18 protein-coding genes are annotated in these 23,356 nt (G+C 59.9%); 7 read left to right on the forward strand and 11 right to left on the reverse strand.

Going from position 1 to position 23,356, the window contains the following annotated elements; all coding sequences use genetic code 11:
* Nucleotides 1-57 precede the first annotated feature (57 nt).
* The 3 genes from BWR59_RS28045 to BWR59_RS32970 form a co-directional block, all read right to left on the reverse strand.
* Nucleotides 58-1,911 (reverse strand): hypothetical protein, encoded by a 1,854-nt coding sequence (locus tag BWR59_RS28045; protein WP_081568943.1) that lies wholly within the window; start codon nt 1,909-1,911, stop codon nt 58-60.
* Between the two features lie 240 nt (nt 1,912-2,151).
* The gene (locus BWR59_RS28050; RefSeq protein WP_143490972.1) at nt 2,152-3,990 is read right to left on the reverse strand and encodes a hypothetical protein; all 1,839 of its coding nucleotides are present in this window, start codon (nt 3,988-3,990) and stop codon (nt 2,152-2,154) included.
* A gap of 269 nt (nt 3,991-4,259) precedes the next feature.
* Nucleotides 4,260-5,282 (reverse strand): hypothetical protein, encoded by a 1,023-nt coding sequence (locus BWR59_RS32970; protein WP_230982102.1) that lies wholly within the window; start codon nt 5,280-5,282, stop codon nt 4,260-4,262.
* Here BWR59_RS32970 and BWR59_RS28055 point away from each other — a divergent pair.
* Nucleotides 5,202-6,734: an autotransporter outer membrane beta-barrel domain-containing protein gene (locus BWR59_RS28055; protein WP_230982103.1), complete on the forward strand. Its 1,533-nt coding sequence runs from the start codon at nt 5,202-5,204 to the stop codon at nt 6,732-6,734. The genes BWR59_RS32970 and BWR59_RS28055 overlap by 81 nt on opposite strands.
* A gap of 94 nt (nt 6,735-6,828) precedes the next feature.
* Here the strand turns inward: BWR59_RS28055 and BWR59_RS28060 are convergent, their stop codons facing one another.
* The 5 genes from BWR59_RS28060 to acnA form a co-directional block, all read right to left on the reverse strand.
* The gene (locus tag BWR59_RS28060) at nt 6,829-7,491 is read right to left on the reverse strand and encodes a hypothetical protein (protein ID WP_081568945.1); all 663 of its coding nucleotides are present in this window, start codon (nt 7,489-7,491) and stop codon (nt 6,829-6,831) included.
* A 428-nt stretch (nt 7,492-7,919) separates the two neighbouring features.
* Entirely contained in the window at nt 7,920-8,591 is a 672-nt protein-coding gene (locus BWR59_RS28065; RefSeq protein ID WP_081568946.1) for a hypothetical protein, read from the reverse strand.
* Between the two features lie 260 nt (nt 8,592-8,851).
* Nucleotides 8,852-10,417 carry a PAS domain-containing methyl-accepting chemotaxis protein gene (locus BWR59_RS28070; protein ID WP_081568947.1) on the reverse strand — a complete coding sequence of 522 codons (1,566 nt, stop codon included), beginning with the start codon at nt 10,415-10,417 and terminating at the stop codon, nt 8,852-8,854.
* A gap of 104 nt (nt 10,418-10,521) precedes the next feature.
* Nucleotides 10,522-11,313, reverse strand: coding sequence for a CPBP family intramembrane glutamic endopeptidase (locus BWR59_RS28075; protein ID WP_081568948.1), 792 nt, complete (start codon nt 11,311-11,313; stop codon nt 10,522-10,524).
* A 291-nt stretch (nt 11,314-11,604) separates the two neighbouring features.
* Nucleotides 11,605-14,346, reverse strand: coding sequence for an aconitate hydratase AcnA (acnA, locus tag BWR59_RS28080; protein ID WP_081568949.1), 2,742 nt, complete (start codon nt 14,344-14,346; stop codon nt 11,605-11,607).
* Between the two features lie 244 nt (nt 14,347-14,590).
* On the opposite strand from acnA, the gene rlmM reads away from it, so the two are divergent.
* The 4 genes from rlmM to BWR59_RS28100 all read left to right on the forward strand — a co-directional run bounded on the left by rlmM (nt 14,591) and on the right by BWR59_RS28100 (nt 18,690).
* Nucleotides 14,591-15,658, forward strand: a complete 1,068-nt coding sequence (gene rlmM, locus BWR59_RS28085) for a 23S rRNA (cytidine(2498)-2'-O)-methyltransferase RlmM (RefSeq protein ID WP_081568950.1) — start codon at nt 14,591-14,593, stop codon at nt 15,656-15,658.
* A 21-nt stretch (nt 15,659-15,679) separates the two neighbouring features.
* A complete protein-coding gene (locus tag BWR59_RS28090; protein ID WP_081568951.1) occupies nt 15,680-16,243 on the forward strand; it encodes an XRE family transcriptional regulator in 564 nt (187 codons plus the stop codon).
* Between the two features lie 394 nt (nt 16,244-16,637).
* On the forward strand, nt 16,638-18,050 hold the full coding sequence (locus BWR59_RS28095; protein ID WP_081568952.1) for an FAD/NAD(P)-binding protein: 1,413 nt from the start codon (nt 16,638-16,640) through the stop codon (nt 18,048-18,050).
* A gap of 151 nt (nt 18,051-18,201) precedes the next feature.
* On the forward strand, nt 18,202-18,690 hold the full coding sequence (locus BWR59_RS28100; RefSeq protein ID WP_081568953.1) for a hypothetical protein: 489 nt from the start codon (nt 18,202-18,204) through the stop codon (nt 18,688-18,690).
* Here the strand turns inward: BWR59_RS28100 and soxR are convergent.
* Nucleotides 18,681-19,142, reverse strand: a complete 462-nt coding sequence (gene soxR / locus BWR59_RS28105) for a redox-sensitive transcriptional activator SoxR (RefSeq protein ID WP_081568954.1) — start codon at nt 19,140-19,142, stop codon at nt 18,681-18,683. The genes BWR59_RS28100 and soxR overlap by 10 nt on opposite strands.
* Before the next feature lie 191 nt (nt 19,143-19,333).
* Here soxR and BWR59_RS28110 point away from each other — a divergent pair, with 191 nt between their 5' ends.
* Nucleotides 19,334-19,669, forward strand: a complete 336-nt coding sequence (locus tag BWR59_RS28110; RefSeq protein WP_081568955.1) for an antibiotic biosynthesis monooxygenase — start codon at nt 19,334-19,336, stop codon at nt 19,667-19,669.
* Nucleotides 19,670-19,700: 31 nt separating this feature from the next.
* On the opposite strand, the gene BWR59_RS28115 is transcribed toward BWR59_RS28110, so the two are convergent.
* Together BWR59_RS28115 and ssuD are read right to left on the reverse strand one after the other, a co-directional pair.
* On the reverse strand, nt 19,701-20,804 hold the full coding sequence (locus tag BWR59_RS28115) for a sigma-54 dependent transcriptional regulator (RefSeq protein WP_081569096.1): 1,104 nt from the start codon (nt 20,802-20,804) through the stop codon (nt 19,701-19,703).
* 207 nt (nt 20,805-21,011) lie between these two features.
* Nucleotides 21,012-22,148 carry an FMNH2-dependent alkanesulfonate monooxygenase gene (ssuD, locus tag BWR59_RS28120; protein WP_081568956.1) on the reverse strand — a complete coding sequence of 379 codons (1,137 nt, stop codon included), beginning with the start codon at nt 22,146-22,148 and terminating at the stop codon, nt 21,012-21,014.
* Between the two features lie 202 nt (nt 22,149-22,350).
* Between ssuD and BWR59_RS28125 the strand changes: the two genes are divergently transcribed.
* Complete coding sequence (locus tag BWR59_RS28125) at nt 22,351-23,265, forward strand: LysR substrate-binding domain-containing protein (protein ID WP_081568957.1); 915 nt, start codon at nt 22,351-22,353, stop codon at nt 23,263-23,265.
* The last annotated feature ends 91 nt before the right edge of the window (nt 23,266-23,356 follow it).

Below are 23,356 nucleotides of genomic sequence, written 5' to 3' on the forward strand. Positions count from 1 at the left end.
GTAGTCATCCTTTTTTTGTTTTTGGTGAGCGGGTCCGAAGACCCGCTCCTGGATCTATCAGCAGCCCTGGCCGGGGATGGCCATGGTGATGATCACGTCAGTGGTCGGGGAGTTGACCATCAGGCCGTCCGGGCCCTCGACGCGGTAGTAGGCCTCGCCGCGACCTTCACAGATCAGGCTCAGTTGCTGGGCCGTCACGCGGAAGCTGTAGCCGTCCACTTGTTCGAATTCGTCCAGCACGTGGGTGAATTCCACGCTACCCCCCGGCACCGGGGTGTCACCGTTGGCCCGGTTGTAGCCGTGGAACACCACGCTTACCCGCGGGTATTTGTCGGCGTTGATGTAGGCAGGGATAAAGACCGGCGTGCCGTCGGGGCTGTTTACCGGACTGATCGCGTTGTACTGGTTGGCGTTGGTGAACACCGGACGCAACAGGCCATCCGGGCCGCCCGGCAATTCACCTTGCGAACGCACGATGACGTTCTGCGCGGCAGACCTCGAAGTGTTTGGATTACCCGCGTGGGTCACGGTGTAGGCCACCTTGATCGCGTCGCCGGTACCTTCTGCGGCCATGAGCTCGTTGGGGATGGTCAGCAGCAGGTCGCGGTCGATATCCGAAGAACGCAGGGTGTACACCACTGGCGTGGTCTGCGAACCCCAGTACAGGCTGATGCGGTCGCTGATCGCGAACTCATCCTTCCAGCCGATCACCGCCGTGGCCTCCAGCAGGAAGTCGTCTTCGTCGATGACGTTGTCTTCGTTGTTGGGGTTGCCGCTGGTGCCGCGAATGATCGGCAGGTCCAGTGCCTCGTTTTCCGGGGTCTCCGGATCCGGGTCCTGAGGACCCGCCAGGGTCAGGTTGACGTTGACCGACAAGCGCAGAGAACTGCCCACCGCCAGCTCGTTGCGGCGCACCTCATAATGCAGGTCGACATCGCCATCGCCCGACAACGCAACGGCCGCATAGGGCACATTGAGGGTGAACACCGGGTCGGAGGTTTCGTCACCTGCCTGAAGCGTGACTTCCGGCAGTGGGTGGCTGCCCCAGTACAAGGTGACCTTGTCGCCCACCTGGGCATTCGGGTACTGAGGAATGTCCACTGCCACCGTGGCGCGCGCGTCGGCATCGTCGATCACGCCATCGTCCGCCTGGACGCATACAGGCGCTGGATAGTCCTGCGGGATTTCCTGCAGGAACAGTTTGAAGGTCTTGGAGAGCGAATTGATCGACACGTTGCCGGCACGGTCGGTGACGGTGAAATACGCCGGCTCCTCGACGTCGCCCAGGCTTTCCAGAAAGGCGCGGGTGAAGTTCAGCATCACCAGGTCCTCGTTCACCTCCGACGTGGTCACGGTGTGTTCCGGCCCGACCACGTCGCCCCAGAAGGTACGAATCCGGTCGCCCCACGCCATGCCGGTGTACCCCGGCACTTCGGTGGTGAGCACATCGCCCAGAGCGGTCAGCTCTGCGGAAGTGAGAACGCCATCGTGGGTTTCAACCGGGAAGACCATCGCTGCGAGGAGGGTGCCGCCGGGGGCGGTGCGGTCGACGATCAACGGGATTTCCGGGGAGTAGGCAGTTTGCCCTCCCACTTCGTTGATAGCCCCGTAGCCAGCGTCGTAGTTGCCGTCGCTGGCGAGCAGACCTGGCGGAATGTCCAGCGTCAAGGCATCCCCAGGTTGCTCAGTGGTGATGTACTTCTTCTCGCCGGTGAGAACGCTGTTCCATGTCAGTTGGTAGGAGTGACCGACAGCGGCTTCGGGCCAGACGACGAGGTTCAGCACCACTGGCTGTTGCAAATCTTCCAGTGTCAGCAGGCCATCGATAGGGTCTGCAACCGGTACGTTTGGAATGGGCAGCGCCTTGTTCGAACGGCGTGTGACCAAAGGCGGTTGATGTGAGTTGCACATGTTAGTTCTCCATTTAAAAGGCAGCCGGGATCCTGGTCGAAAATGACTGCCTGAACTTCAATTAATTACCCGGGGACGAAAAGTGTCGAGCGGGCTGTAGCAATTGGGTTAATCCATATACAGAAAAACGTGGTTCCCTATATAGGATGTATTTCAACTAATAGCAGTTGTGGCTGGCTGTCAAGACACGGGGTGGTAAATATTTATTTTTTTAAAATTCTCTTGTTGTGATGCAATCGGTCACGCACAGGCCTCTTGTGGTGTACGGCGATCCACATACACATCGCTTTTCAGCGACCAGGCAATGCCGTAGTCGTTTTCGATACGGTACTTGGCTTCCAGACGTCCGGTGGAAAAGTGTTCCAGTAATGCTTTAGGCACATTAAATACAATCCCGTTGAGGATCTGGAAGTCATCCACGGTGTTGGTTAAAACCAACGAAGCGGCTTCCATGGGTTGTCCATCGACCCATTGGTCGAATCCGGAAAGTGTCAGCGCTAAACGATCGCCAGTGCTCATGTTTCGATAGGGCTTTATCGATACTGTAGTGCCCTCTGCAACAGCGGGCAGCCGGAGCGTATGCGTGTCGTCAGCCTGATTGAATATCGCGCCCGTTAATCCACATTCACCGCCGGGCAATTGCGCTCGCCGCACTACCCGGACCCGTTGAGTGGAGGAGCGTGAAGTGTTTGGATTGCCCGCATGGGTCACCGTGTAATGCACGGGAATGGCGCGCCCGACGCCTTCGCCCGCAATCAGCGCATTGGGGATGCAGATCACAAGATCGGCTGCGGCGTCGATATGGTTTTGGTCAAGAGAGCGCACCACCGGCAGCGGCCATGATCCCCAATAAAGGTGAATCTGGTCGCAGGCCTTGAAGCCGTCTTGCCATGGGATCACTGCATCGGCGTTGAGCAGGTAGTCGTCTTCATCGAGGAAGTTTTGCAGCCGGTTGGTACTGTCGCTTTTGCCACGGATTTGCGGCGGCGCCAATCGTTCGTTGATCAACGTGGCGGGCATCGGGTCCTGGGGCCCGGGCAGCGTGACAAACACGTTTACCACGCAAACGGGTGACGTGCCTCGCAACTGAGTGTCGCGGTGGACCTCGTACAGAACCTTTGTTGCGCCGTCTCCGGCCGATTGCACGGTGTCGAAAGGCACGATGATCGACAGGACCACCGGCTGAAGGGTTGCCGCTTCGGTCAATACCTGGCCGGCAAGTGCCACGCCGCCCCAGTTCAGCATGATGACATCGCCCGCTTGAGCGTTGCCGTACTGAGGAATCTGCACCTGTACACCATGGCGCGCGTCGTTGTGTTCGATCATCCCGTCGTTGGCCTGCGGCACCACCGGCGCCAGCAGGCCTTGGGGGTAATTGCGCAATTGCAGACGCAACAGCGCCGGTTCGGAGACGATCGACAGATTGCCCGCGCGGTCGGTCACGGTGTAAGTCACCGGAATATCGCCATCGACGAGCTGCTCCAGAAAGCTGCGCTCGAAGGTGAAGACGATGTTGCTGCCGCCCAGTTCTTCTGCAGTCAGGGTGCGTTCCGGGCCGGGCTGATCGCCCCAATACGTGCGCACCACATCCCCCCATTTGGCATCGAAGTAGCTGGGGAGGCGTGCGATCAGGACATTGTTGGCGGCTGCAAGTGATTCTTCGGTTAGGGGGAGCTGGTTGGGGTCCAAGAGCAAAGGGGCGAGGAGGTCGCCGCCGGGTGGGGTGCGGTCGACGATTAGGGGGATTTGCCGAGAGTAGGCAATTTGTCCGCCCAGCTCGTTGATAGCGGCGAAGCCCACCTGATAGGTTCCGTCATTCACCAGAAGCCCTGATGGAATTGTCAGACTCAACGGGTCGCCTGGATTCTCAGTAGTAATAGACTTTTTTTCAGCGGTTAATATCTCATTCCAGGTTAACTGGTAGGTATGTCCCGGAGAGGCCTCATTCCATACGGGAAACGTTACTTCGATCTTTTGCATTAGGTTTTCAAGCGTTACCAATCCGTCAATCGGGTCGGACTTTGGGATAGATATAGGCGTAAAAAAACGCTGGTAGTTACGTGTCTTCTTATTTTTCATGATTGCTCTCTTTTGGGTTGGCTGTGTGTCACGTGGCAGATCGTGCTGCAAGCGTGCTACATCTTCGTTGAATTTATAGGTTGGCCTCCGATCTGTTTGGATGACATTACGCTGCTTTATCGCATCATAAGCAAGTGTTGACTAATCTCGTCTGTTGGTGATCTTTCAAATGTTGGTGGTAGATATTTATATTTTTTATCCACTTAATTCCACCTGTTTTTATACGGGCAGAAACGTCCTACAAAAGTTTAGGAAGCTGGCATTGGATACTAACGTGCCGGGTAGGCTTCAAACCTCCGCTGTTCTGAGTTAATAGTTCCAATGGTTTTTTCACTGAAATAACAATGAGGATATCTCTGTAGGAATTGGACGACATTCATTTGGGCATTCGCAGCGCGAAACGATCTCCATTTGGATTCATAAAAATATCCCGCTGGCCGCAGGCTGTCCTTTCTTTTTAAGGGAGGACACTCGGTGTGATCAAAGGTAAAAAACGCAGGGGCGCAGGGAGCCATTGGCAAATAATTGGCGTGGTATGCGGCGTAACGCTGGCAGCTCAAGCCATAGCCCAAGAGCAAAAAAATAGTTCGTTGCCGGGTGCGATTGTGGTGCCCGGCAATACTACGGTGACGGTTGATCAAGCTACGGGGGCTGAGTATCAGTTGATAGGTATTGGGTCGACGCTGATATTGAAGAGCAATGGACGAATAAATAACGTCCTCAGCAATTCGCCAGATGCGGCTTTCAGGATGGAGGGAGGGTCGGTGATCCAGAATGTTGACGGTTCCAGCGTAGCTGCTGCTCTGTACCTGATGAACAGCGAGTTCTACGCCGAAAACGCCACAATCGTCAGCCACTTTAAAACCGGCGTCCAGTTGAATGGAGAAAAAGGTCGTGCGGTCATCTTTGATAGCAAGATATCTGGCACAGGTTTCGGTGTGCAGGTCGGATCGGGAAATGTCATCTTGTCCGGGACCGAGGTGATGGGCTCCTCGAATGTCAATGGTGACGGTATTGGTGTATCCGCGTCCGCCGCAGAGATCAACATCCAGTCGCAGAGCAGAATCACGGGTGACTCGGTCGGCCTGAAGGTTGTGGCCCCAGGGAAGTTCCCCGGTGCTGGGTTCGAGGGCGGGCCCAGTTCTGTCATAGTTGACGATTCTGTGATTACCGGAATCTCGGGACCTGCCATCCAGCTGAACGACAGTACTTTGGGCATCGCCAAAGCCACCATCACCCTCCAAAACAACGCCGAGCTTATCTCCGGCAACGGCAATCTGGTCGAGGTCCACGACAAGAGCGAGCTCGATCTGATCGTCGACGACAGCCGTCTCGAGGGCGACTTGTACGCTGCCGACGAGGCGCGGCTGGATGTGGTGTTGCAGAACGATGCGCGGTTGAGCGGCAATGTGCAGAACGTCGATAGCCTCACCATCAACTCCGATGCGCGCTGGCAGATGCTGGGGGATAACAACCTGCCGGTGCTGAAGCTGGGGGCCGGGCGGGTGAGTTTTCGTGGAGAGGGGTTCAATACCCTGACCGTGGGTGAGCTGTCCGGGCGTGGTGTGTTCGACATGCGCATCAACCTGGACAACGCCACCGGCGACTTGCTGAACGTCACCGGCCAGGCCAGCGGTTTCCATCACGTCAACGTCGCGAACACCGGTGCAGAAGTGGTGCCTGCGGAGTTCGATGCCCTGCGCATCATCCATACCGAAGGTGGCGACGCCGAGTTCGAACTGGTCGGCAACCAGAACCGCGCCGACCTCGGCGTCTATTCCTACGCCCTGGAGCAACAAGGCACGGACTGGTTCATTGTCGGTTCCGGCAAGATCATCAGCCCGTCGACCCAGAGCGCCTTGGCGCTGTTCAACGTCGGTCCGACGATCTGGAACAGCGAGCTGAGCACCTTGCGCAGTCGTATGGGCGAGGTCCGTGGGCAGGAGTCGGGCGGTGGCTGGATTCGCACTTATGGCAACCGCTTCAATGCGTCGCTCGATTCGGGAGTGGATTATCAGCAGAAGCAGCACGGGCTGTCGTTCGGTGCCGATACGCCGGTGCCGGTCGGTGACGGGCAGCTGCTGGTGGGGCTGATGGGCGGTTACAGCAAGTCGGATCTGGACCTGAGCCGTGGCACCTCCGGTCAGGTCGACAGCTATTACGTCGGCGCTTACGGCACCTGGCTGTCGGAGGAGGGGTATTACCTGGACGGCGTGGTGAAGCTGAACAAGTTTCACAACGAGTCGAAGGTGGCGATGAGCGACGGCGCGAAGGCCAAGGGCGATTACAGCAACATGGCCATGGGCGGATCGGTGGAGTTCGGCAAGCACATCAAACTGCCTGACGACTACTTCGTCGAGCCTTACGCGCAGCTGTCGAGCGTGTGGATCGATGGCAGCGACTACACGCTGGACAATGGCTTGCAGGCCAAGACCCGCCAGACCCAGTCGGTATTGGGCAAGGTCGGTGCCACCGTCGGGCGGCAGTTCGCGCTCAAGGATGGCGGCGTGGTACAGCCATACGTGCGTGTGGCGGGGGCGCATGAGTTCTCCCGTAGCAATGACGTCAAGGTCAATGACCAACGCTTCGACAACGACCTGTTCGGCTCCCGCGCCGAGCTGGGCGCCGGGGTCTCGGTGTCGCTCTCCGAGCGTCTGCAGGTGCATGCCGACTTCGATTACATGAAGGGCGAGCATGTCGAGCAGCCGTGGGGCGCGAATGTCGGCCTGCGTCTGGCGTTCTAAGCCTTCGGGCGATTGATCGCCGCTTGTGATGTTGTGTTGAAAGCCCCGGTTGCAGCGATGCCGCCGGGGCTTTTTCAGTTGCTCCGAATGGGCGTCATGGGCGCAGTTTGCGGCGACGAATCCCACGAATGCGGCTGGGAGCCCGTGGGCGCGGCTTGCCGTCGCCGATCAGCGTTACTTTCAGGGTTTCGGAGACGCCGATCAGGCGTGAGCGACGCACCACTTCGTAGCGCACCTCGACGACGCCGTCCTTGTAGTCGCCCAACCGTTCGCTGTTCAGGTATTGAATCAGGCGCGGTCCCGTGCGGCGCTTTGACTCCGGAATCGTGGTGTAGAAGGTGTTGTAGCCCCAGCGCATCCTCAGTTGGTCGCCAACCCAGAGCCTGGGTGAACGAGGGATGTTGATGTACACGCCGATGATCAATTGCTCATAGGTCACGCTGTCGGGCGTGTTGCCGCTGAGATAGGGCGCGGGATAGATCGGGTTTGCCCGTACGGTTTCTTCATCGGGCTGCCAAGGGAAACTCGGCACGCTCTGCAGGTAGTCGGGATACGTGACAGCCGTTTCCTTGGAGCTGGACTCGCCAGCGGGTACTGCAAGCAGGTCTTCGTAAAGCGGTGGCGGCGTGCTGCTCTCGTCGGATTGTTTAGCCTCCTCGCTGTTTACCATTAACGGATTGTCGCTTGAGTCCTCGCACATATCCGTGTCCTTTTTCTGCGGATCGATGGGGGGCTGAATATCCATTTCGTCTTCCATGAAAACTCCTTGGTCAGATGGCTGTTACCACGTTTAAAAAGCTCAGACGATTACAATCCAACTTGTAGGATTGGGCGTCCGGGTTGCATATGGTTGATTCGAAAGATGCTGCTGTCAATCGCACCGGTTGCAGAGGTAGTACATGACTTTGTCAGTGAAATATTGCCTCTTGAAGATTGTTTTGAGTTGTGTGTTTGATTGTGTGTCTCCAATGTTTTCGGTGTTTTGTAAGTGTCTGTACCTGGCGCCGCAGCATGCTGTTTGTGCCTGTTATGAGGACGCGTCCCACGATGCTGTAGGAAAAAAGGAAATAAGCAGCGAAAAAATAAGTGAAAATAATTCTCGCAGAACAAAAGTTGACAGATCTTCCATGCGACCGCGTGGAAGATCTGCGTGCTGATATTCAACTGAATATCGATATTGTGTCGTTACAATTTAATTGAGAGCAGAACCGGCAGCGACATGATCGAGGGGTTACCCGCCCGGTCCGTCACCAGGTACTCGAAAGAGACGTTTTCGGCTGCAAGGCTTTGCATGACCTTACGCTCAAAGTCGATCTCGATCGGGCGCAGGGTGAGCTCGTCGGCTTGTACCGTGTGGGCTGGGCCGGGGGTGCCGTTGCACAGGGTCTGGATCACATCGCCTTGTTCCATGCCTGCGTACCCGGGGATCAGGCCGGTGAGGCGGTCGCTGAAGGAGGCGTTGGGGAAGATCATGGGGGCGAGAAGTGCGGCACCGGGGCGGGAGCGGTCGACTTTTAGAGGTATTACAGGAGATAGGTCAGAAACTTGCGTATTTGGACTGGTTGCTCTGAACCCTAACCAGTAAATTCCGTTTTGATTCAGAAGGTCTTCATTTAAATAGACAGTGATCATATCCCCGATCTGGTCTGCTTCGGTAATGATCCTGGTATCACCGACTGCCTGCTCATTGAGCATCAGCTGAAAGTAGTACCCAGGGATCGCCGCTTCCCACACTTCGACTTTCACTGGGATGGGCATGGATAAATCCACGGTTTTCAACAATCCATCCGACGGGTCCGCAATGTCTACGACTGGCGGGGTGAAAGGAACAGGCGCTTTAAAATCTATACGGCTCATAAAATTCTCCTTTTGCACACTCACCCGCATCCACTCACCGGACGAGCGCACGTTTAATTGACAGTTCTAGATCAGCAAAAACACCCTGAAGGTATTAATTATTTATCGCTAATCTGAATTTCAACTAATAGCGATTCACTTCCGCTGTCAACTCCAGATAACCTTCATTCGAGCAACTTCAGAAACGTCCTACTTTTCACCCGGCCATAAAAAACCCCGGCAGTTTCGCTGCCGGGGCGTGTGGTGTTGCGCGCAGGGTTTTAGCGGTTGAAGCGCTCCACCAGCGAGTATTGGGTGTGGGCGGTGTGGGTCAGTTCGGCGCTCAGGGTGGCGGAGCGGCGGGCTTCGTCGGAGGTCTGGTCAGCGAGTTGGGCGATGGTGCTGATGTTGCGGCTGACTTCTTCGGCGACCGAGCTTTGTTCTTCGGTGGCGGCGGCGATCTGGGTCGCCATGTCGGTAATGTTGGCGACCGCATCGCTGATGCCCACCAGCGCCTTGTCGGCTTCCATGACCTGCTCGACGCCTGCTTGCGCTTGGCGACGACCGGTTTCCATGGTCTGCACCGCGTTGTTGGCGGTGGTCTGCAGTTTGGCGATCAGCGAATGGATCTGCCCGGTGGACTCAGTGGTGCGTTGCGCCAGTTGGCGAACTTCGTCGGCGACCACGGCAAAGCCACGGCCCATTTCACCGGCGCGAGCCGCTTCGATAGCGGCGTTGAGGGCCAGCAGGTTGGTCTGGTCGGCGATGCCTTTGATCACGTCGACCACGCCACCGATTTCGTCGCTGTCCTTGGCGAGTTGGGTCACGGTCAGGCCGGTTTCACCTACCGATGCCGACAGCCGCTGAATGGCTTCGCGGGTTTCGCTGGCGATGTCGCGGCCGCGACGGGTCAGCTGGTTGGCCTGTTGCGTGGCGTCGGCGGTGCGTTGTACGTGGCTGGCAACTTCCTGGGTGGTCGAGGCCATCTGGTTGATCGCAGTCGCCACCTGTTCGGTTTCCACGCGCTGACGTTCCAGGCCGTTGGAGCTGGCCTGGGCCAGGCTGTCGGACTGCCTTGCCTGGGAATTCAGGTGCTCGGCGGTGTCCTGCAAGCGAGTGAGGCACGTCTTCAGGCGCGCCTCCTGGCTGAGGATGGACATTTCCAGGCGGGCCTGCGGACCACGGCTGTCGGTGTACATCTGCGCGATGAGCGGGTCGGAGGTGGTCTGTTCGGCCAGGCGCAGCAGGCGCTTGATGCCGCGCTGTTGCCAGCTCAGCCCGAGCAGGCCGAGCGGCACGGACAGCGCTGCGGCCAGCGCAAAGCCCCAATGGGAGTTGAGCCAGACGCCGATCAGGAAGCTCAACTGGCTGACCATGATGAACGGCAGCCAGTCCTGCAGCACCGGCAGCCACTTGTCGCGGCTTGGCACGGCGGCCTTGCCACTGTTCAGGCGCTGGTAAAGGGCTTCGGCGCGACGAATCTGTTCGGCAGTGGGTTTGATCCGCACCGACTCGAAGCCGATTACCTGTTTGTTGTCGAAGATCGGCGTGACGTAGGCGTTGACCCAGTAATGATCGCCGTTCTTGCAGCGGTTCTTGACGATGCCCATCCACGGCAGGCCCTGCTTGAGCGTGCTCCACATGTGCTCGAACACCGCCGACGGCACGTCGGGGTGGCGCACGGTGTTGTGGGGGGCCTTGAGGAGTTCATCGTGAGTGAAGCCGCTGATCTCGACGAACGCCTCGTTGCAGTAGGTGATCACGCCACGGGCATCGGTGGTGGAAATCAACCGTTGCTGCGCCGGGAAGGTCCGTTCGCGTTGGGTGATGGGCTGGTTATTGCGCATAAGCTGTTCAATCCGGGAAGGCTTTGATGAGTTATCGGCGCAGCCCTCAGGAAATTAAGCGTTTTGTGAACTGCGTCATGGGACGGTTTGTCGCACGGCGACGTTCAGCGGTTGAACATGGGGTAGGTGAACAGGCTGAAATGCACGAGATTAAGCCCGAAATGGGTGACGATTGCGGCCGGTAAGCCGCCGAAACGGTAGGCGATGCCGTAGCCGACTCCGGCCATGCCAGCCAGCAGCATCCACTGCCAGCCCGCGCCGTAGTGCGACAAGCCGAACACAAGTGACGCCAAGAGGATCGCCAGTGCCTCGTGACCGGGTACGCGGTTGAGCAAGCGCGTCAGCCCGCCCTGAATGTAGCCGCGAAACACCAGCTCTTCGGTGAGCGTAACCAGCAGCAGGTTGTTCAGCGCCCAGATGCCGCCTTGCTCGGGCCATTTTGGAACCCAGCCAATCAGCCCCATTCCTGCGGCGGTTGCCAGGCAGATGGCAGTGGTGATCGGCAGCGTCAGGCTGCTGGTGGTCAGCGTGCGGCGCAGGGTGACGGCGGTGAACACCCAAGGGCAGGCAAGGGCGATCCAGAAGCCGATCAGGGGTTTGTCGAGATTCAGGTACATCGAAAAAGGCGCTGCTTCAGGGCTGAAGCGGGTGGCAGCGATCACTCGCGCGCTGAAAAAGCCGGGCAGCCAATGGCTTGCAAGCCCCGCAGCCAGCGCAATGAACAACAGGTGCCCGAACGTGCGTACCGCCCAGTGCGTGAATTGCGTGAGGCAAATCCCCGCCATGATCAGCAACCCGATGGTCACTGACACGGTAATGCTCAGTTGCCCGTAAACCAGCGCGATGCAGTAGCCGAGAGTGAGCAACGAAAGCGCGGTCCAGCGCAGCGCCGGCATGGGATCGTCCTTGAGCGTGGGATAAGGCCGGCGATTTTAACGTTGATTAAACGGATGCGCATGTGGGACAGGGATGAAAGTTGTCCGGGATTTTGGTGGATATTTCGGTGGTTTGTGTAGGTTTTGTCTGGTGCGCGATCAGTTGGCTCTGGGATACAGACCGTGGGAGGGCGCTTGCTCGCGCAAGCGCTCTGTCAGTTGGCATCGTAGTGACTGACACAATGCCTTCGCGAGCAAGCTCCCTCCCACAGGTTCAGCGCTGAGCTTCAGCCTGTTTTGCAGGCCTGATAGTCACGAAGCAATCAACTGCCGCAACACGTAATGCAGAATCCCCCCGGCCTTGAAGTATTCAACCTCGTTCAGGGTATCGATCCGACACAGCACATCGACGTTTTCCTGCTTGCCGTTCTCCCGGGTGATCTGCAAGGTCAGGCTCATGCCCGGTTGCAGGGTGGCGCGGGTAAGGCCGGTGATGTTGAGCACTTCTTTGCCGGTCAGCTCCAGCGTCTTGCGGCTTTGGCCATTCTTGAACTGCAGCGGCAGCACGCCCATACCCACCAGGTTGGAGCGGTGGATACGTTCGAAGCTTTCGGCGATCACCGCTTTGACGCCCAGCAGGTTGGTGCCCTTGGCGGCCCAGTCGCGGCTGGAGCCGGTGCCGTATTCCTGACCTGCAATCACCACCAGCGGCGTGCCTTCCTGTTGATAGCGCATGGCGGCGTCGTAGATCGGCAGTTTTTCATCGGTCGGCACATGCAGGGTGTAGCCGCCTTCTTCATTGCCCAGCATCTCGTTGCGAATGCGGATGTTGGCGAAAGTGCCGCGCATCATCACCTCATGGTTGCCGCGACGCGAGCCGTAGGAGTTGAAGTCCTTGGGTTCCACGCCCTTGCTGCGCAGGTAACGCCCGGCGGGGCTGTCGGCCTTGATGTTACCGGCCGGGGAGATGTGGTCGGTGGTCACCGAATCGCCGAGGATCGCCAGCACACGGGCCTTCTGCACATCGGCGATCACCGGCAACGGGCCGGCCACGTCGTCGAAGAATGGCGGATGCTGAATGTAGGTGGAGTCGTCCTGCCAGACGTACGTCGGGTCCTTCGAAACCTCGATCGCCTGCCACTGCTCGTCACCGGCGAACACCTCGGCGTATTCCTTGTGGAACATGCCGGTGCTCACATTCATCACCGCGTCGGCGATTTCTTTCTGGGAAGGCCAGATGTCGCGCAGGTAGACAGGTTTACCGTCGCTGCCTTCACCCAGTGGCTCACTGCTCAGATCGACCCGCACACTGCCCGCCAGCGCATAGGCGACGACGAGAGGAGGGGAGGCCAGCCAGTTGGTTTTCACCAGCGGGTGCACACGGCCTTCGAAGTTGCGGTTGCCAGACAGCACTGAGGCCACGGTCAGGTCCGATTGCTGAATGGCTTTTTCGATGGGGTCGGGCAGCGGGCCTGAGTTGCCGATGCAGGTGGTGCAGCCGTAGCCGACCAGATCGAACCCGAGCTTGTCGAGATATTGGGTAAGCCCTGCAGCGTTGTAGTAGTCGGTGACCACCTTCGAGCCGGGCGCCAGCGAGCTCTTCACCCACGGCTTGCGTTGCAGGCCTTTTTCCACGGCCTTCTTCGCCAGCAAGCCCGCAGCCATCATCACGCTGGGGTTCGAGGTGTTGGTGCATGAGGTGATCGCCGCGATCACCACCGCGCCGTTTTTCAGGCGATAAGTGTGACCCTGATATTCATACTCGGCTTCACCGACCTGCTCGGCATTGCCCACCGCCACGCCACCGCCGCCTTCGCTTTCCAGCCGGCCTTCTTCCTGTTTGGTCGGTTTCAGGGCCAGGCCGAGGAAATCGCTGAACGCCTGGGAAACGTCCGGCAGCGCCACGCGATCCTGAGGTCGTTTCGGCCCGGCGAGGCTGGCGACGACCGAGCCCATGTCCAGCTCCAGCGCGTCGGTGAACACCGGTTCCTGACCGGGCAGACGCCACAGGCCCTGCGCCTTGCAGTAGGCCTCGACCAGCTTCACCGTATCATCCGGGCGGCCCGACAAACGCAGGTAGTCCAGGGTCACGTCATCCACCGGGAAGAAACCGCAGGTCGCGCCGTATTCCGGGGCCATGTTGGCAATGGTGGCGCGGTCGGCCAGTGGCAGATCGGCCAGGCCGTCGCCATAGAACTCGACGAATTTGCCTACCACGCCTTTCTTGCGCAGCATCTGGGTCACGGTCAGCACCAGGTCGGTGGCGGTGATGCCTTCCTTGAGTTTGCCGGTGAGTTTGAAACCGATCACTTCGGGAATCAGCATCGACACCGGTTGGCCGAGCATCGCCGCTTCGGCCTCGATCCCGCCTACGCCCCAGCCCAGTACGCCGAGGCCGTTGATCATGGTGGTGTGGGAATCGGTGCCGACCAGTGTGTCCGGGAAGGCGTAGGTGCGACCGTCTTCTTCCTTGGTCCACACCGTGCGGCCCAGGTATTCGAGGTTGACCTGATGGCAGATGCCGGTGCCCGGCGGCACCACGCTGAAGTTGTCGAAGGCGCTCTGGCCCCAGCGCAGGAACGCATAACGCTCGCCGTTACGCTGCATTTCGATGTCGACGTTTTCGCCGAAGGCCTTGTCGTCGCCGAACTTGTCGACCATCACCGAGTGGTCGATCACCAGATCCACTGGCGACAGCGGGTTGATCCGCTGCGGATCGCCTCCGGCCTTGGCCACGGCGGCGCGCATGGCGGCAAGGTCGACCACCGCAGGCACGCCGGTGAAGTCCTGCATCAGCACGCGGGCGGGGCGGTACTGGATTTCCCGGTCGGATTTACGCTCGGTCAGCCACGCGGCGATGGATTTGAGGTCTTCGCCGGTGACGGTCTTGCCGTCTTCCCAGCGCAGCAGGTTTTCCAGCAGCACCTTGAGCGACATCGGCAGCTTGTTCAGGTCGCCGAGGGTTTTGGCGGCGTCGGGCAGGCTGAAGTAGTGATAAGTCTTGTTGCTGACGTCGAGTGTCTTGAGGCTTTTCAGGCTATCGAGGGAGGGCATGAACTAACTCCTTGACGAGTCCGCACGGTACGGACGGGTAAAACACACTATCGATCGGGTCGGTAAGACGATGTTCGTCGAGCGCTCTGCGTGGCGCCTTTTGTGATCAATGAGTAGTACTGGACCTTTGGCGTGCGCCAGTGGTTCCTGATTCGGCTATCATGCGCCGCTTTCGAGTCATTGAGGTTAATCCTCAAGTATAGGTAGCGCTGGCCCGTTGTCCGGCGCGCGAGGAGCCATTTCAGTGAACACCCTTTTCATGCATTGCCGCCCCGGTTTCGAAGGCGAGGTCTGCTCGGAGATCAGCGAGCATGCCGCACGCCTGAATGTCTCCGGCTATGCCAAGACCAAGACCGACGCGGCCTGCGCCGAATTCATCTGCACCGAACCCGGCGGCGCCGAGCGCCTGATGACGGGCGTGCGTTTCACCGACCTGATCTTCCCTCGGCAGTGGGCTCGCGGCGTGTTCGTCGACCTGCCGGAAACCGACCGGATCAGCGTGATCCTCGAACACATGGCTGATTTCGCGACCTGCGGCAGCCTGTGGCTCGAAGTGGTCGACACCAACGATGGCAAGGAGCTTTCGACCTTCTGCCGCAAGTTCGAAGCCCCGCTGCGCAAGGCCCTGGAAAAAGCCGGCAAGCTGGTGGACAACCCGAGCCTGCCGCGTCTGCTGTTGACGTTCAAAAGCGGTCGCTCGGTGTTTCTGGGGCTGGCCGATGCCGACAACTCGGCGATGTGGCCCATGGGGATTCCGCGCCTGAAATTCCCTCGCGAAGCCCCCAGCCGTTCGACCTTGAAGCTGGAAGAGGCCTGGCATCACTTCATCCCGCGCGATCAGTGGGATGAGCGTCTGTCCGGCGACATGACCGGCGTTGACCTCGGCGCGGCTCCCGGTGGCTGGACGTATCAGCTGGTTCGGCGCGGCATGCTGGTCACTGCCATCGACAACGGCCCGATGGCCGAGAGCCTGATGGACACTGGTCTGGTGCAGCATCTGATGGCCGATGGCTTCACCTACAAGCCGCGCCAGCCAGTGGACTGGATGGTCTGCGACATCGTCGAAAAGCCTGCGCGCAATGCGGCCCTGCTCGAAACATGGCTCGGGGAGGGCCTGTGTCGCGAGGCGGTGGTCAACCTGAAACTGCCGATGAAACAGCGCTATGCCGAAGTGAAGCGGCTGCTCGAACGCATTGAAGAAGGCTTCAAGGCGCGCGGCGTCAAGGTCTCGATCGGCTGCAAACAGCTGTACCACGACCGCGAAGAAGTGACCTGCCACCTGCGTCGTCTGGATGTGAAGCGTAAGGTGTAGGCTGCGCAAGGGGGGGATCGAGTGCAAAAGGAAAACTCACAACGAGCGTCTGTCCTGCAACACGTCAGCCAGAATGTGCGGCGTCTGCGGCATGCCGCGGACCTGAGCCAGACTGCACTGTCGGAAAAGTCCGGCGTCAGCCGCCGCATGTTGGTGGCCATCGAAGCGGGGGAGAAGAACGTCAGCCTCGCGACCCTTGATCGCGTGGCGGAGGCGTTGAACGTGGCGTTCAGCGATCTGATTCAGGCGCCGGACGAGCGTGATTCGAGCCGCATCAACGAGGTCGCCTGGGCCGGTTCTTCGCCCGAGAGCAAGGCCGTTTTGCTGGCCAAGGCCGTGGCGCGGCGCGAGGTGGAGTTGTGGGAATTCAGCCTGGCGCCGGATGAGGCCTACATCTCCGAGGCCGATCCGGAGGGCTGGAGCGAGCAGGTCTACGTCATCGAGGGTACGCTGACGGTGGCCCTGCCGGATGAAGACCGGCAGGTGGCGACCGGCGAGTTCTTCATGTTTGCCAGCAACCGCCACCATGCCTATCGCAATGACGGGCAAGGGTTGGTCAGGTTTGTGAGGAATGTGGTGTCGTGAGCCGCCGGGTCTCCTGGCAGTGAGGCGTCATGGCCTGACAAAGAAGGTATGACCGCCCAAGCTCTTTGTGGGAGGGAGCTTGCTCGCGAATACGTCAGGTCAGCCAGCATTGATATTGGATATAGCCTTTTCGCGAGCAGCTCCCTCCCACGGGGTTCATCGGCTGGCAGCTACAGGCGACAGGACTGCAACTGTTCGTGGTCCAACACCTGATCAACACTTTGCCCGCTTTCCGGTCAGCCAGCTTCGCCATATCCCGGCACGCGCCGTGCCTTGCATCCTTCGTACCGCAACGGTCCTGCCAAGGTCCCGTTTGCATCCATTCGCACGCTGTCCATAATCAGGCGTGGGCGCTGCCGTGGCGAAGAAAACGCGAAGAAAAAGGCGAAGAACAATGACCTCAGAAAACACCCGACCTGCCGCAGACATCCTCATTGTCGGAGGCGGGCTGAGTGGCACGATGCTGGCGGTGCAGTTGCTGCGTCTGCCGGGAAAACGACGCATCGTGATCATCGAATCGCGCAGTGAACTGGGGCGCGGCGAGGCCTACAGTGCCACCGAACTCGGCCACACGCTCAATGGCAATGCGGCCCGCATGAGCGTTGACCCCGACGACACCAACGATCTCACCCAATGGCTCACCGACTACATTGCCGCGGGCGGCTGGCCCGAATCGGACGAGCAGCATGTGCCGGTGGCCGAGTTGTTCCCCCCGCGCGGGATCTTTGGCCTGTACGTGCAACAGCGTCTGGCTGAAGCTCAGGCGGTCGGGGCTGCTCATAGCTCCACGGTCGAGCATGTGCGCGGTGAAGTCACGGACCTGCAAAGCGATGCAACCGGGGTAATCATCACCCTCGCCGACGATACCCGGGTAAGCGGCCGTTTCGCCGTGCTCGCCACCGGTATGTTCGCCGCCGCCCGCACGCCGCAGCGCGACTCCAACGCGCTGAACGCCGCGGCCGTCGACCCTTGGGATGTCGAGGCCATGCGTCAGCTCGATCCGCGGGGGCGGGTGTTGATCATCGGCTCCGGGCTGACCATGGTCGACGCTGTGGTCTCGCTGGAGCAGGCAGGCCATCGTGGGCCCATCGATGTCTTCTCCCGTCACGGCCTGTTGCCCCACGTTCGACGACAGCCGCCCACCTGGCCGGACTTTCTCGGCGACGATCACAGCATCCGCAGCACACGGCAACTGGTTCGCGCCCTGCGGGAACAGTGCGAACAGGCCATCGCTCAAGGCATTGACTGGCAGGCGCCGCTGGACACGGTGCGGGTTCATATTCCACGGCTGTGGAGTCAGGCGACCGACCTTCAGCGTCGCCAGTTCGTACGCCACGTGCGCCCCTGGTGGGAAAGCCATCACCACCGCTCGCCGCCGCCCAGCGCGAGACTGCTCGATCGTCTGGTGCAGGAAGGTCGCTTGCAGATTCATGCCGCGTCTTTGCAGAGCGTCGAAGCACCTCAGGCCGGGCAGGTGCGGATCAGTCTGCGTTATCGCGGCGAGGATCAGCCCAGGGTCGAAAGCGGCGCGGCGCTGATCAACTCGACCGGCATTCAGTACGACTGGCGCCGCGTGGACCGGGCGTTGCCGCGCAATCTGCTGGCGCGCGGGCTGATTCAGCCGGGTCCGTTGGCGTTGGGCATCGGTGCCGATCCCGGTGGCGCGGTACTCGACTCCCAAGGTCGGATTTCCGACCGCCTTTTCGCCATGGGCCCGCCATTGCGCGGCATGTGGTGGGAAAGCACCGCGGTCACCGATGTGGCGTTGCAGGCCAAGGCGCTGGCCGCGCGATTGGCGAGTTTGTAATCCTGATAATTGTGTCGACCCCGACACAATTATGGCCACTTGCCCTAAAGCACTATCCGAACGAGCCGACAGCCCTGTATCGCCCCGGTAAATCCGTCTGAGTCTGCCGGGCGGAGCGACGCGATTATTTGGGCTATGGAGGCATTCATTCATGATGAGCTTGAGTTTCAGGAACCCGGCGGACGCTGCGACATTGCTCCAGCAGACGCTACCGAACAACCCGCAGGCCGCCGAGGAAATCACCGCGCTGCCCACCGCCGCCGAGCAGATGCGCCAGAGCGTTGAAGTGTTGCTGTCGCCCGAGGCGCAGAAAGCCGCGAAGACCGGCGACAAGAATGCCGACATTGATGCGAGCCATCTGCCGGATCGCATCAAGGAGCAATTGAAGATGATTCGCGCGATTCAGGAGCGCATCGCCAAACGCATGCAGGACATGCAGGCGTTCATGAGCGACCGTTCGCTGTCGCCCAAGATGCGCGAAGGCAAGATGCGCCAGTTGCAGATGGAAATCATGGCCATGACCAACTCGCTGATTCAGGCCACCAATGACCTGAATCAGGCGATGCAGCAAATGAAACTGTCACTGGCCGATCGTACATTGGCAGGCACGCTGGTCAGCCCGCAGAACCTTCAATCCTGATCCAGCAGTCGCGGGCCTGCGCCGCTTTCGCCCAGACTGTCGCCCCAGTTGCGCAAGGGGCAGGCTTCCATGGACAGACAGCCGCAACCAATGCAGCCGCTGAGTTGGTCGCGCAGGGCGGTCAGGCGGTGAATGCGTTCGTCCAGATCGGCTTTCCAGCATTCGGAAAGCCGGTTCCAGTCTTCAAGAGTCGGCGGACGGTCCTGCGGCAGCGTCTGAAACGCCAGTTGAATGCTCGCCAGCGGAATGCCCAGGCGCTGCGCGGTTTTGATCAGGGCCACCCGGCGCAGCATGTCCCGGGGGTAACGCCGCTGGTTACCGGCGTTGCGCTGGCTGCTGATCAGGCCCTTGGTTTCATAGAAACGAAGGGCGGTAATGGCCACGCCGCTGCGGGTGGCGAGTTGGCCGACCGTCAGTTCACGGGCGATGTGCGGGGAGTCGTTGCTGCGCATAAAGCTTGCGGATCGCCCTCGTCGTTTGGCAAATGACACTTGACCTCTAGTTAAGTGGAGGTTTTACCCTGCGTGGCCTAGGTTCGCAATACGCAGCAACACCGCAAGAAACGTAGTTTCCGGATTCAGTCTGTACAGCATTCTGTTCAGCGAGCTGTTTTAGCGACAACCGTCCTCAGTGGAGAGCGTTCATGACGTCACAAGACTCAAACCTTCCTTTCAGTCAGTTCGTCGAGTTTGTGGTAGATCCGCGTTATCAATCTGGCCTGGTGGCTGCGCTCGACGAGCGCTTCGAGCGTTTCACCCGTACCTATCCCGGTTTCATTCGCGCCAGCGTTCACGTCAGTGAGGACCGGCAGCGGGTGCTGACTCATGTGTTGTGGCAGAGCAAGTCAGATTGCGAGAAGGCATTGGAGAATGCCGAGCAGGGCGAGGGGGATCTGTGGGGACTGATTCGCAGCCATCGCACCACGGCGATGACCTTCAATGCCTATGAGCTGGTGAGTGAAACGGTGGGGCCGCGTTGATATCGCGGCCCGGATGTATTTCTGAAACCCTTCAAACCGATAATTGCATCATCCGGTCGCCCTGAAGCTGTTCCCCCGGGCGGCGTTTGTTCACGGCCAGCTCACCGATCTTGATCAGGCGCGCGCGTATCACGTTGCGGCTCAGGCCCAGCAATTGCGCGGTGTGTACCTGGTTGTAGTGGCTGAACCGGTAGGCGGCCCGTAGCAGGGCGTCTTCGACTTTCTCGTGCAACGCGCCGGCCTGTTCCTCGAACAACTTCTGGAACGCACGGGCGAGCAAGGCTTCGGTGGAGTCGTCGACCACCGCTGTCGATTCTTCCTGACGCTCCAGGCGCAGGTTGGACAAGCGTAGATCGCTCGACTGAATCACCCCGTTGCGGCAGATCAGCAGCGTGTGATGAATGACGTTTTCCAGCTCGCGAATGTTGCCCGGCCAACTGTAGGTGCGCAGCTTGTGTTCGGCGTCGCTGCTGATCTGGATCGCGCCGCAACCCAGACGCTGGCTGTAAACCTCGATGAAGTGGCGGGTCAGCGGCATGATGTCGCCGGGGCGTTCGCGCAGGGTGCTCAGTTCCAGATTGACCACGTTCAGGCGATAGAAAAGGTCTTCGCGAAAGTGCCCGGCGTTGATGGCGCGCTCAAGTTGCACGTTGGTTGCCGCGAGCACGCGAACGTTGATCGGCGTGCTTTTGCGTGAACCGAGACGCACCACTTCGCGCTCTTGCAGCACCCGCAGCAGCTTGACCTGGATTGCCATCGGCAAGTCGCCGATCTCGTCGAGAAACAGCGTGCCGCCGTTGGCTTCTTCGAACCAGCCGGCCTTGGCGCTGAGGGCGCCGGTGAACGCGCCTTTTTCATGGCCGAACAGCTCGGCCTCCACCAGAGATTCCGAAAACGCGCCGCAGTTGACGGCCACGAAAGGCTGATGACGACGGCTGCTCAGATCATGAATGTGACGCGCCACCAGCTCCTTGCCGGTGCCGGTTTCACCAATGATCAGCACGCTGGCATCGCTGGGCGCGACCTGCTGCACATGGGCCAGCAGCGCCTGTGATTTGGGGTCTTCGAACACCTGCGCGGTGGCGCGGATCGAAGTGGCCAGAGCCGGTGAAGGCGGTAGGGTCAGTAGCTGCATCGGGATCACTTGTGGTTGTAGCGGTACGCTGGCGTTCATGCGGGGGACTCCTTGTCGCGATGGGGGATGCACGCTGCAGTCACGCTGCAAACGGGGCCCCTGTGGGAGGGAGCTTGCTCGCGAAGGCCGTCTTGCATCCGATGAAGATCTGATGGATGTCACATCCCTTGCGCGAGCAAGCGCCCTCCCACGGTTTCTCTACAACGCTTACTTCTGCGGCGGCAGGTCGTTGGCGATCATCTCGCCGAACGGGCCGGTCAGGTTGGTGATGCCGCGACCGGCCAGGCTGCGATACGGCTCGGGCAGCAGCGGGAATACCAGCTCGGCGAAGCGATAGGCCTCTTCCAGATGCGGGTAGCCGGAGAAGATGAAACTTTCGATGCCCAGATCGGCGTACTCCTTGATCCGTGCCGCGACTTCCTCTGGATTGCCCACCAGCGCGGTGCCGGCCCCGCCACGGACCAGGCCCACACCGGCCCACAGGTTCGGGGCGATTTCCAGGTTGTCGCGGCGACCGTCATGCAAGGCCGCCATGCGCCGCTGACCTTCGGAGTCGAAGCGGGAAAAGGATTTCTGTGCAGCGGCGATGGTTTCGTCGCTGATGTGCTCGATCAGCGTGTCGGCCGCTTTCCAGGCTTCTTCGCTGGTTTCGCGCACGATCACGTGCAGACGAATCCCGAACTTGACGGTGCGGCCATTGCGCGCGGCACGCTCGCGGATGTCAGCGAGTTTTTCGGCGACCGCGGCAGGCGGTTCGCCCCAGGTCAGGTACACGTCGACCTGCTCGGCAGCCAGTTCGTGAGCGGCTTGCGAAGAACCCCCGAAATACAGCGGCGGATAGGGTTTCTGAATCGGCGGGTACAAGGCCTTGGCGTTCTGCACTTTCAGGTGCTTGCCTTCGAAGTCCACCGATTCGCCTTGCAACACGCGGCGCCAGATCTTGAGGAATTCGTCGGTGACTTCGTAGCGCTCGCTGTGATCCAGGAAGCTGCCGTCGCCACGGTTTTCGTCCGGGTCACCACCGGTGACGACGTTGATCAGCAGGCGCCCGCCAGACAGGCGATCCAGCGTCGCCGCCATGCGCGCCGAAACGGTCGGGGAGATGATGCCGGGACGGATCGCCACCAGGTAACGCAGGCGCTCGGTCAGCGGCACCAGCGCCGAGGCGATCACCCAGGAATCTTCGCAGGAGCGGCCGGTGGGAATCAGCACGCCGTGATAACCCAGGTCATCGGCAGCCTGCGCCACTTGTTTCAGGTAATTGAGGGTGACCGGGCGAGCGCCCTTGGTGGTACCCAGAAAATGGCCGTCGCCGTGTGTCGGTAGAAACCAGAAAACATCCATGAGCAGTCCTTCGAGCAGAATCGGTGGCGTTGTAAGAAGTGGGCCTATTTATAGAGGTTGAGATTTATTCCGTAAAAGAACTGAATTCCATATTTTTAGAACTTTTGGAGATATGTCCGTGTTTTCGTTCTGAAACGTTTGCCTCGATGGCGGTGTTATTCTTGGGCCTGCTCGTTCCTCCCGCCTGACAAAAAGAAGCCGCATGACCTCAAAAAAAGAAGTGGCGCCATTACCCGAAGACCTTCGGGTATTTCTCACCGTGATTCGCAAGGCCGGCTTCGCTGCGGCGGCGGAAGAGCTGGGGTTGTCGCCGGCCTACGTCAGCAAGCGCATCCAGATTCTGGAATCGACCCTGGCCACACGTCTTTTGCATCGCACCAGCCGCAAGGTCGCGCTGACCGAAGACGGCGAGCGCGTGCAGCGCTGGGCGGTGCGGATTCTCGAAGACTTCCAGCTGCTGCATGACGAACTGTCCGACGCGCATTCGGCGCCGCGGGGCAAGTTGCACCTGTGCAGCTCGTTCGGTTTCGGCCGCAATCATGTGGCCCCGGCGATCTCGAAACTTGCCGAGGCGTATCCGGACCTGGAAGTGCGGCTGGACCTGTTCGACCGCGTAGTGGACATCGTCAGCGAAGGCTTTGACCTGGAAATCCGCGTCGGCGACGACATTCCCGGCCAGCACATCGGCCGCCAGTTGGTCAGCAATCGACGGGTACTGTGCGCGGCACCGGATTATCTGGCGCGACGTGGCACGCCACAGCAGCTGAACGATCTGGAGCAGCATGATTGTCTGGTCCTCAAGGAGCGCGACAACGCGTTCGGCATCTGGCACGTCGAGCGTGATGGCGTGCGGGAAACCGTGCGAGTCAGCGGGCCGTTGTCGTCCAACAGCGGCGAGATCGTCCTGCAATGGGCGCTGGACGGGCGAGGGGTGTTGCAGCGGTCGCTCTGGGACGTCAAACCTTTTCTGGAACAAGGCAGATTGGTCCAGGTGCTGCCCGAGTACACCGAAAGCGCCAACGTCTGGGCGGTGTACCCGACGCGGCTGGCCAATTCAGGAAAGCTACGCGTCTGCGTGGAGTTTCTGCAGGCGCATTTTCAGGGGCTGTCTCTGTAGAGCCGTCAAGCCTGTCGTGCACATCGCTCTGAATGGACTCATAACCCGTGGGAGGGAGCTTGCTCGCGAATGCGTACGTTCAGTCACTGCC

It is taken from the genome of Pseudomonas sp. Bc-h (genome assembly GCF_002080045.1).
Lineage (GTDB): Bacteria > Pseudomonadota > Gammaproteobacteria > Pseudomonadales > Pseudomonadaceae > Aquipseudomonas.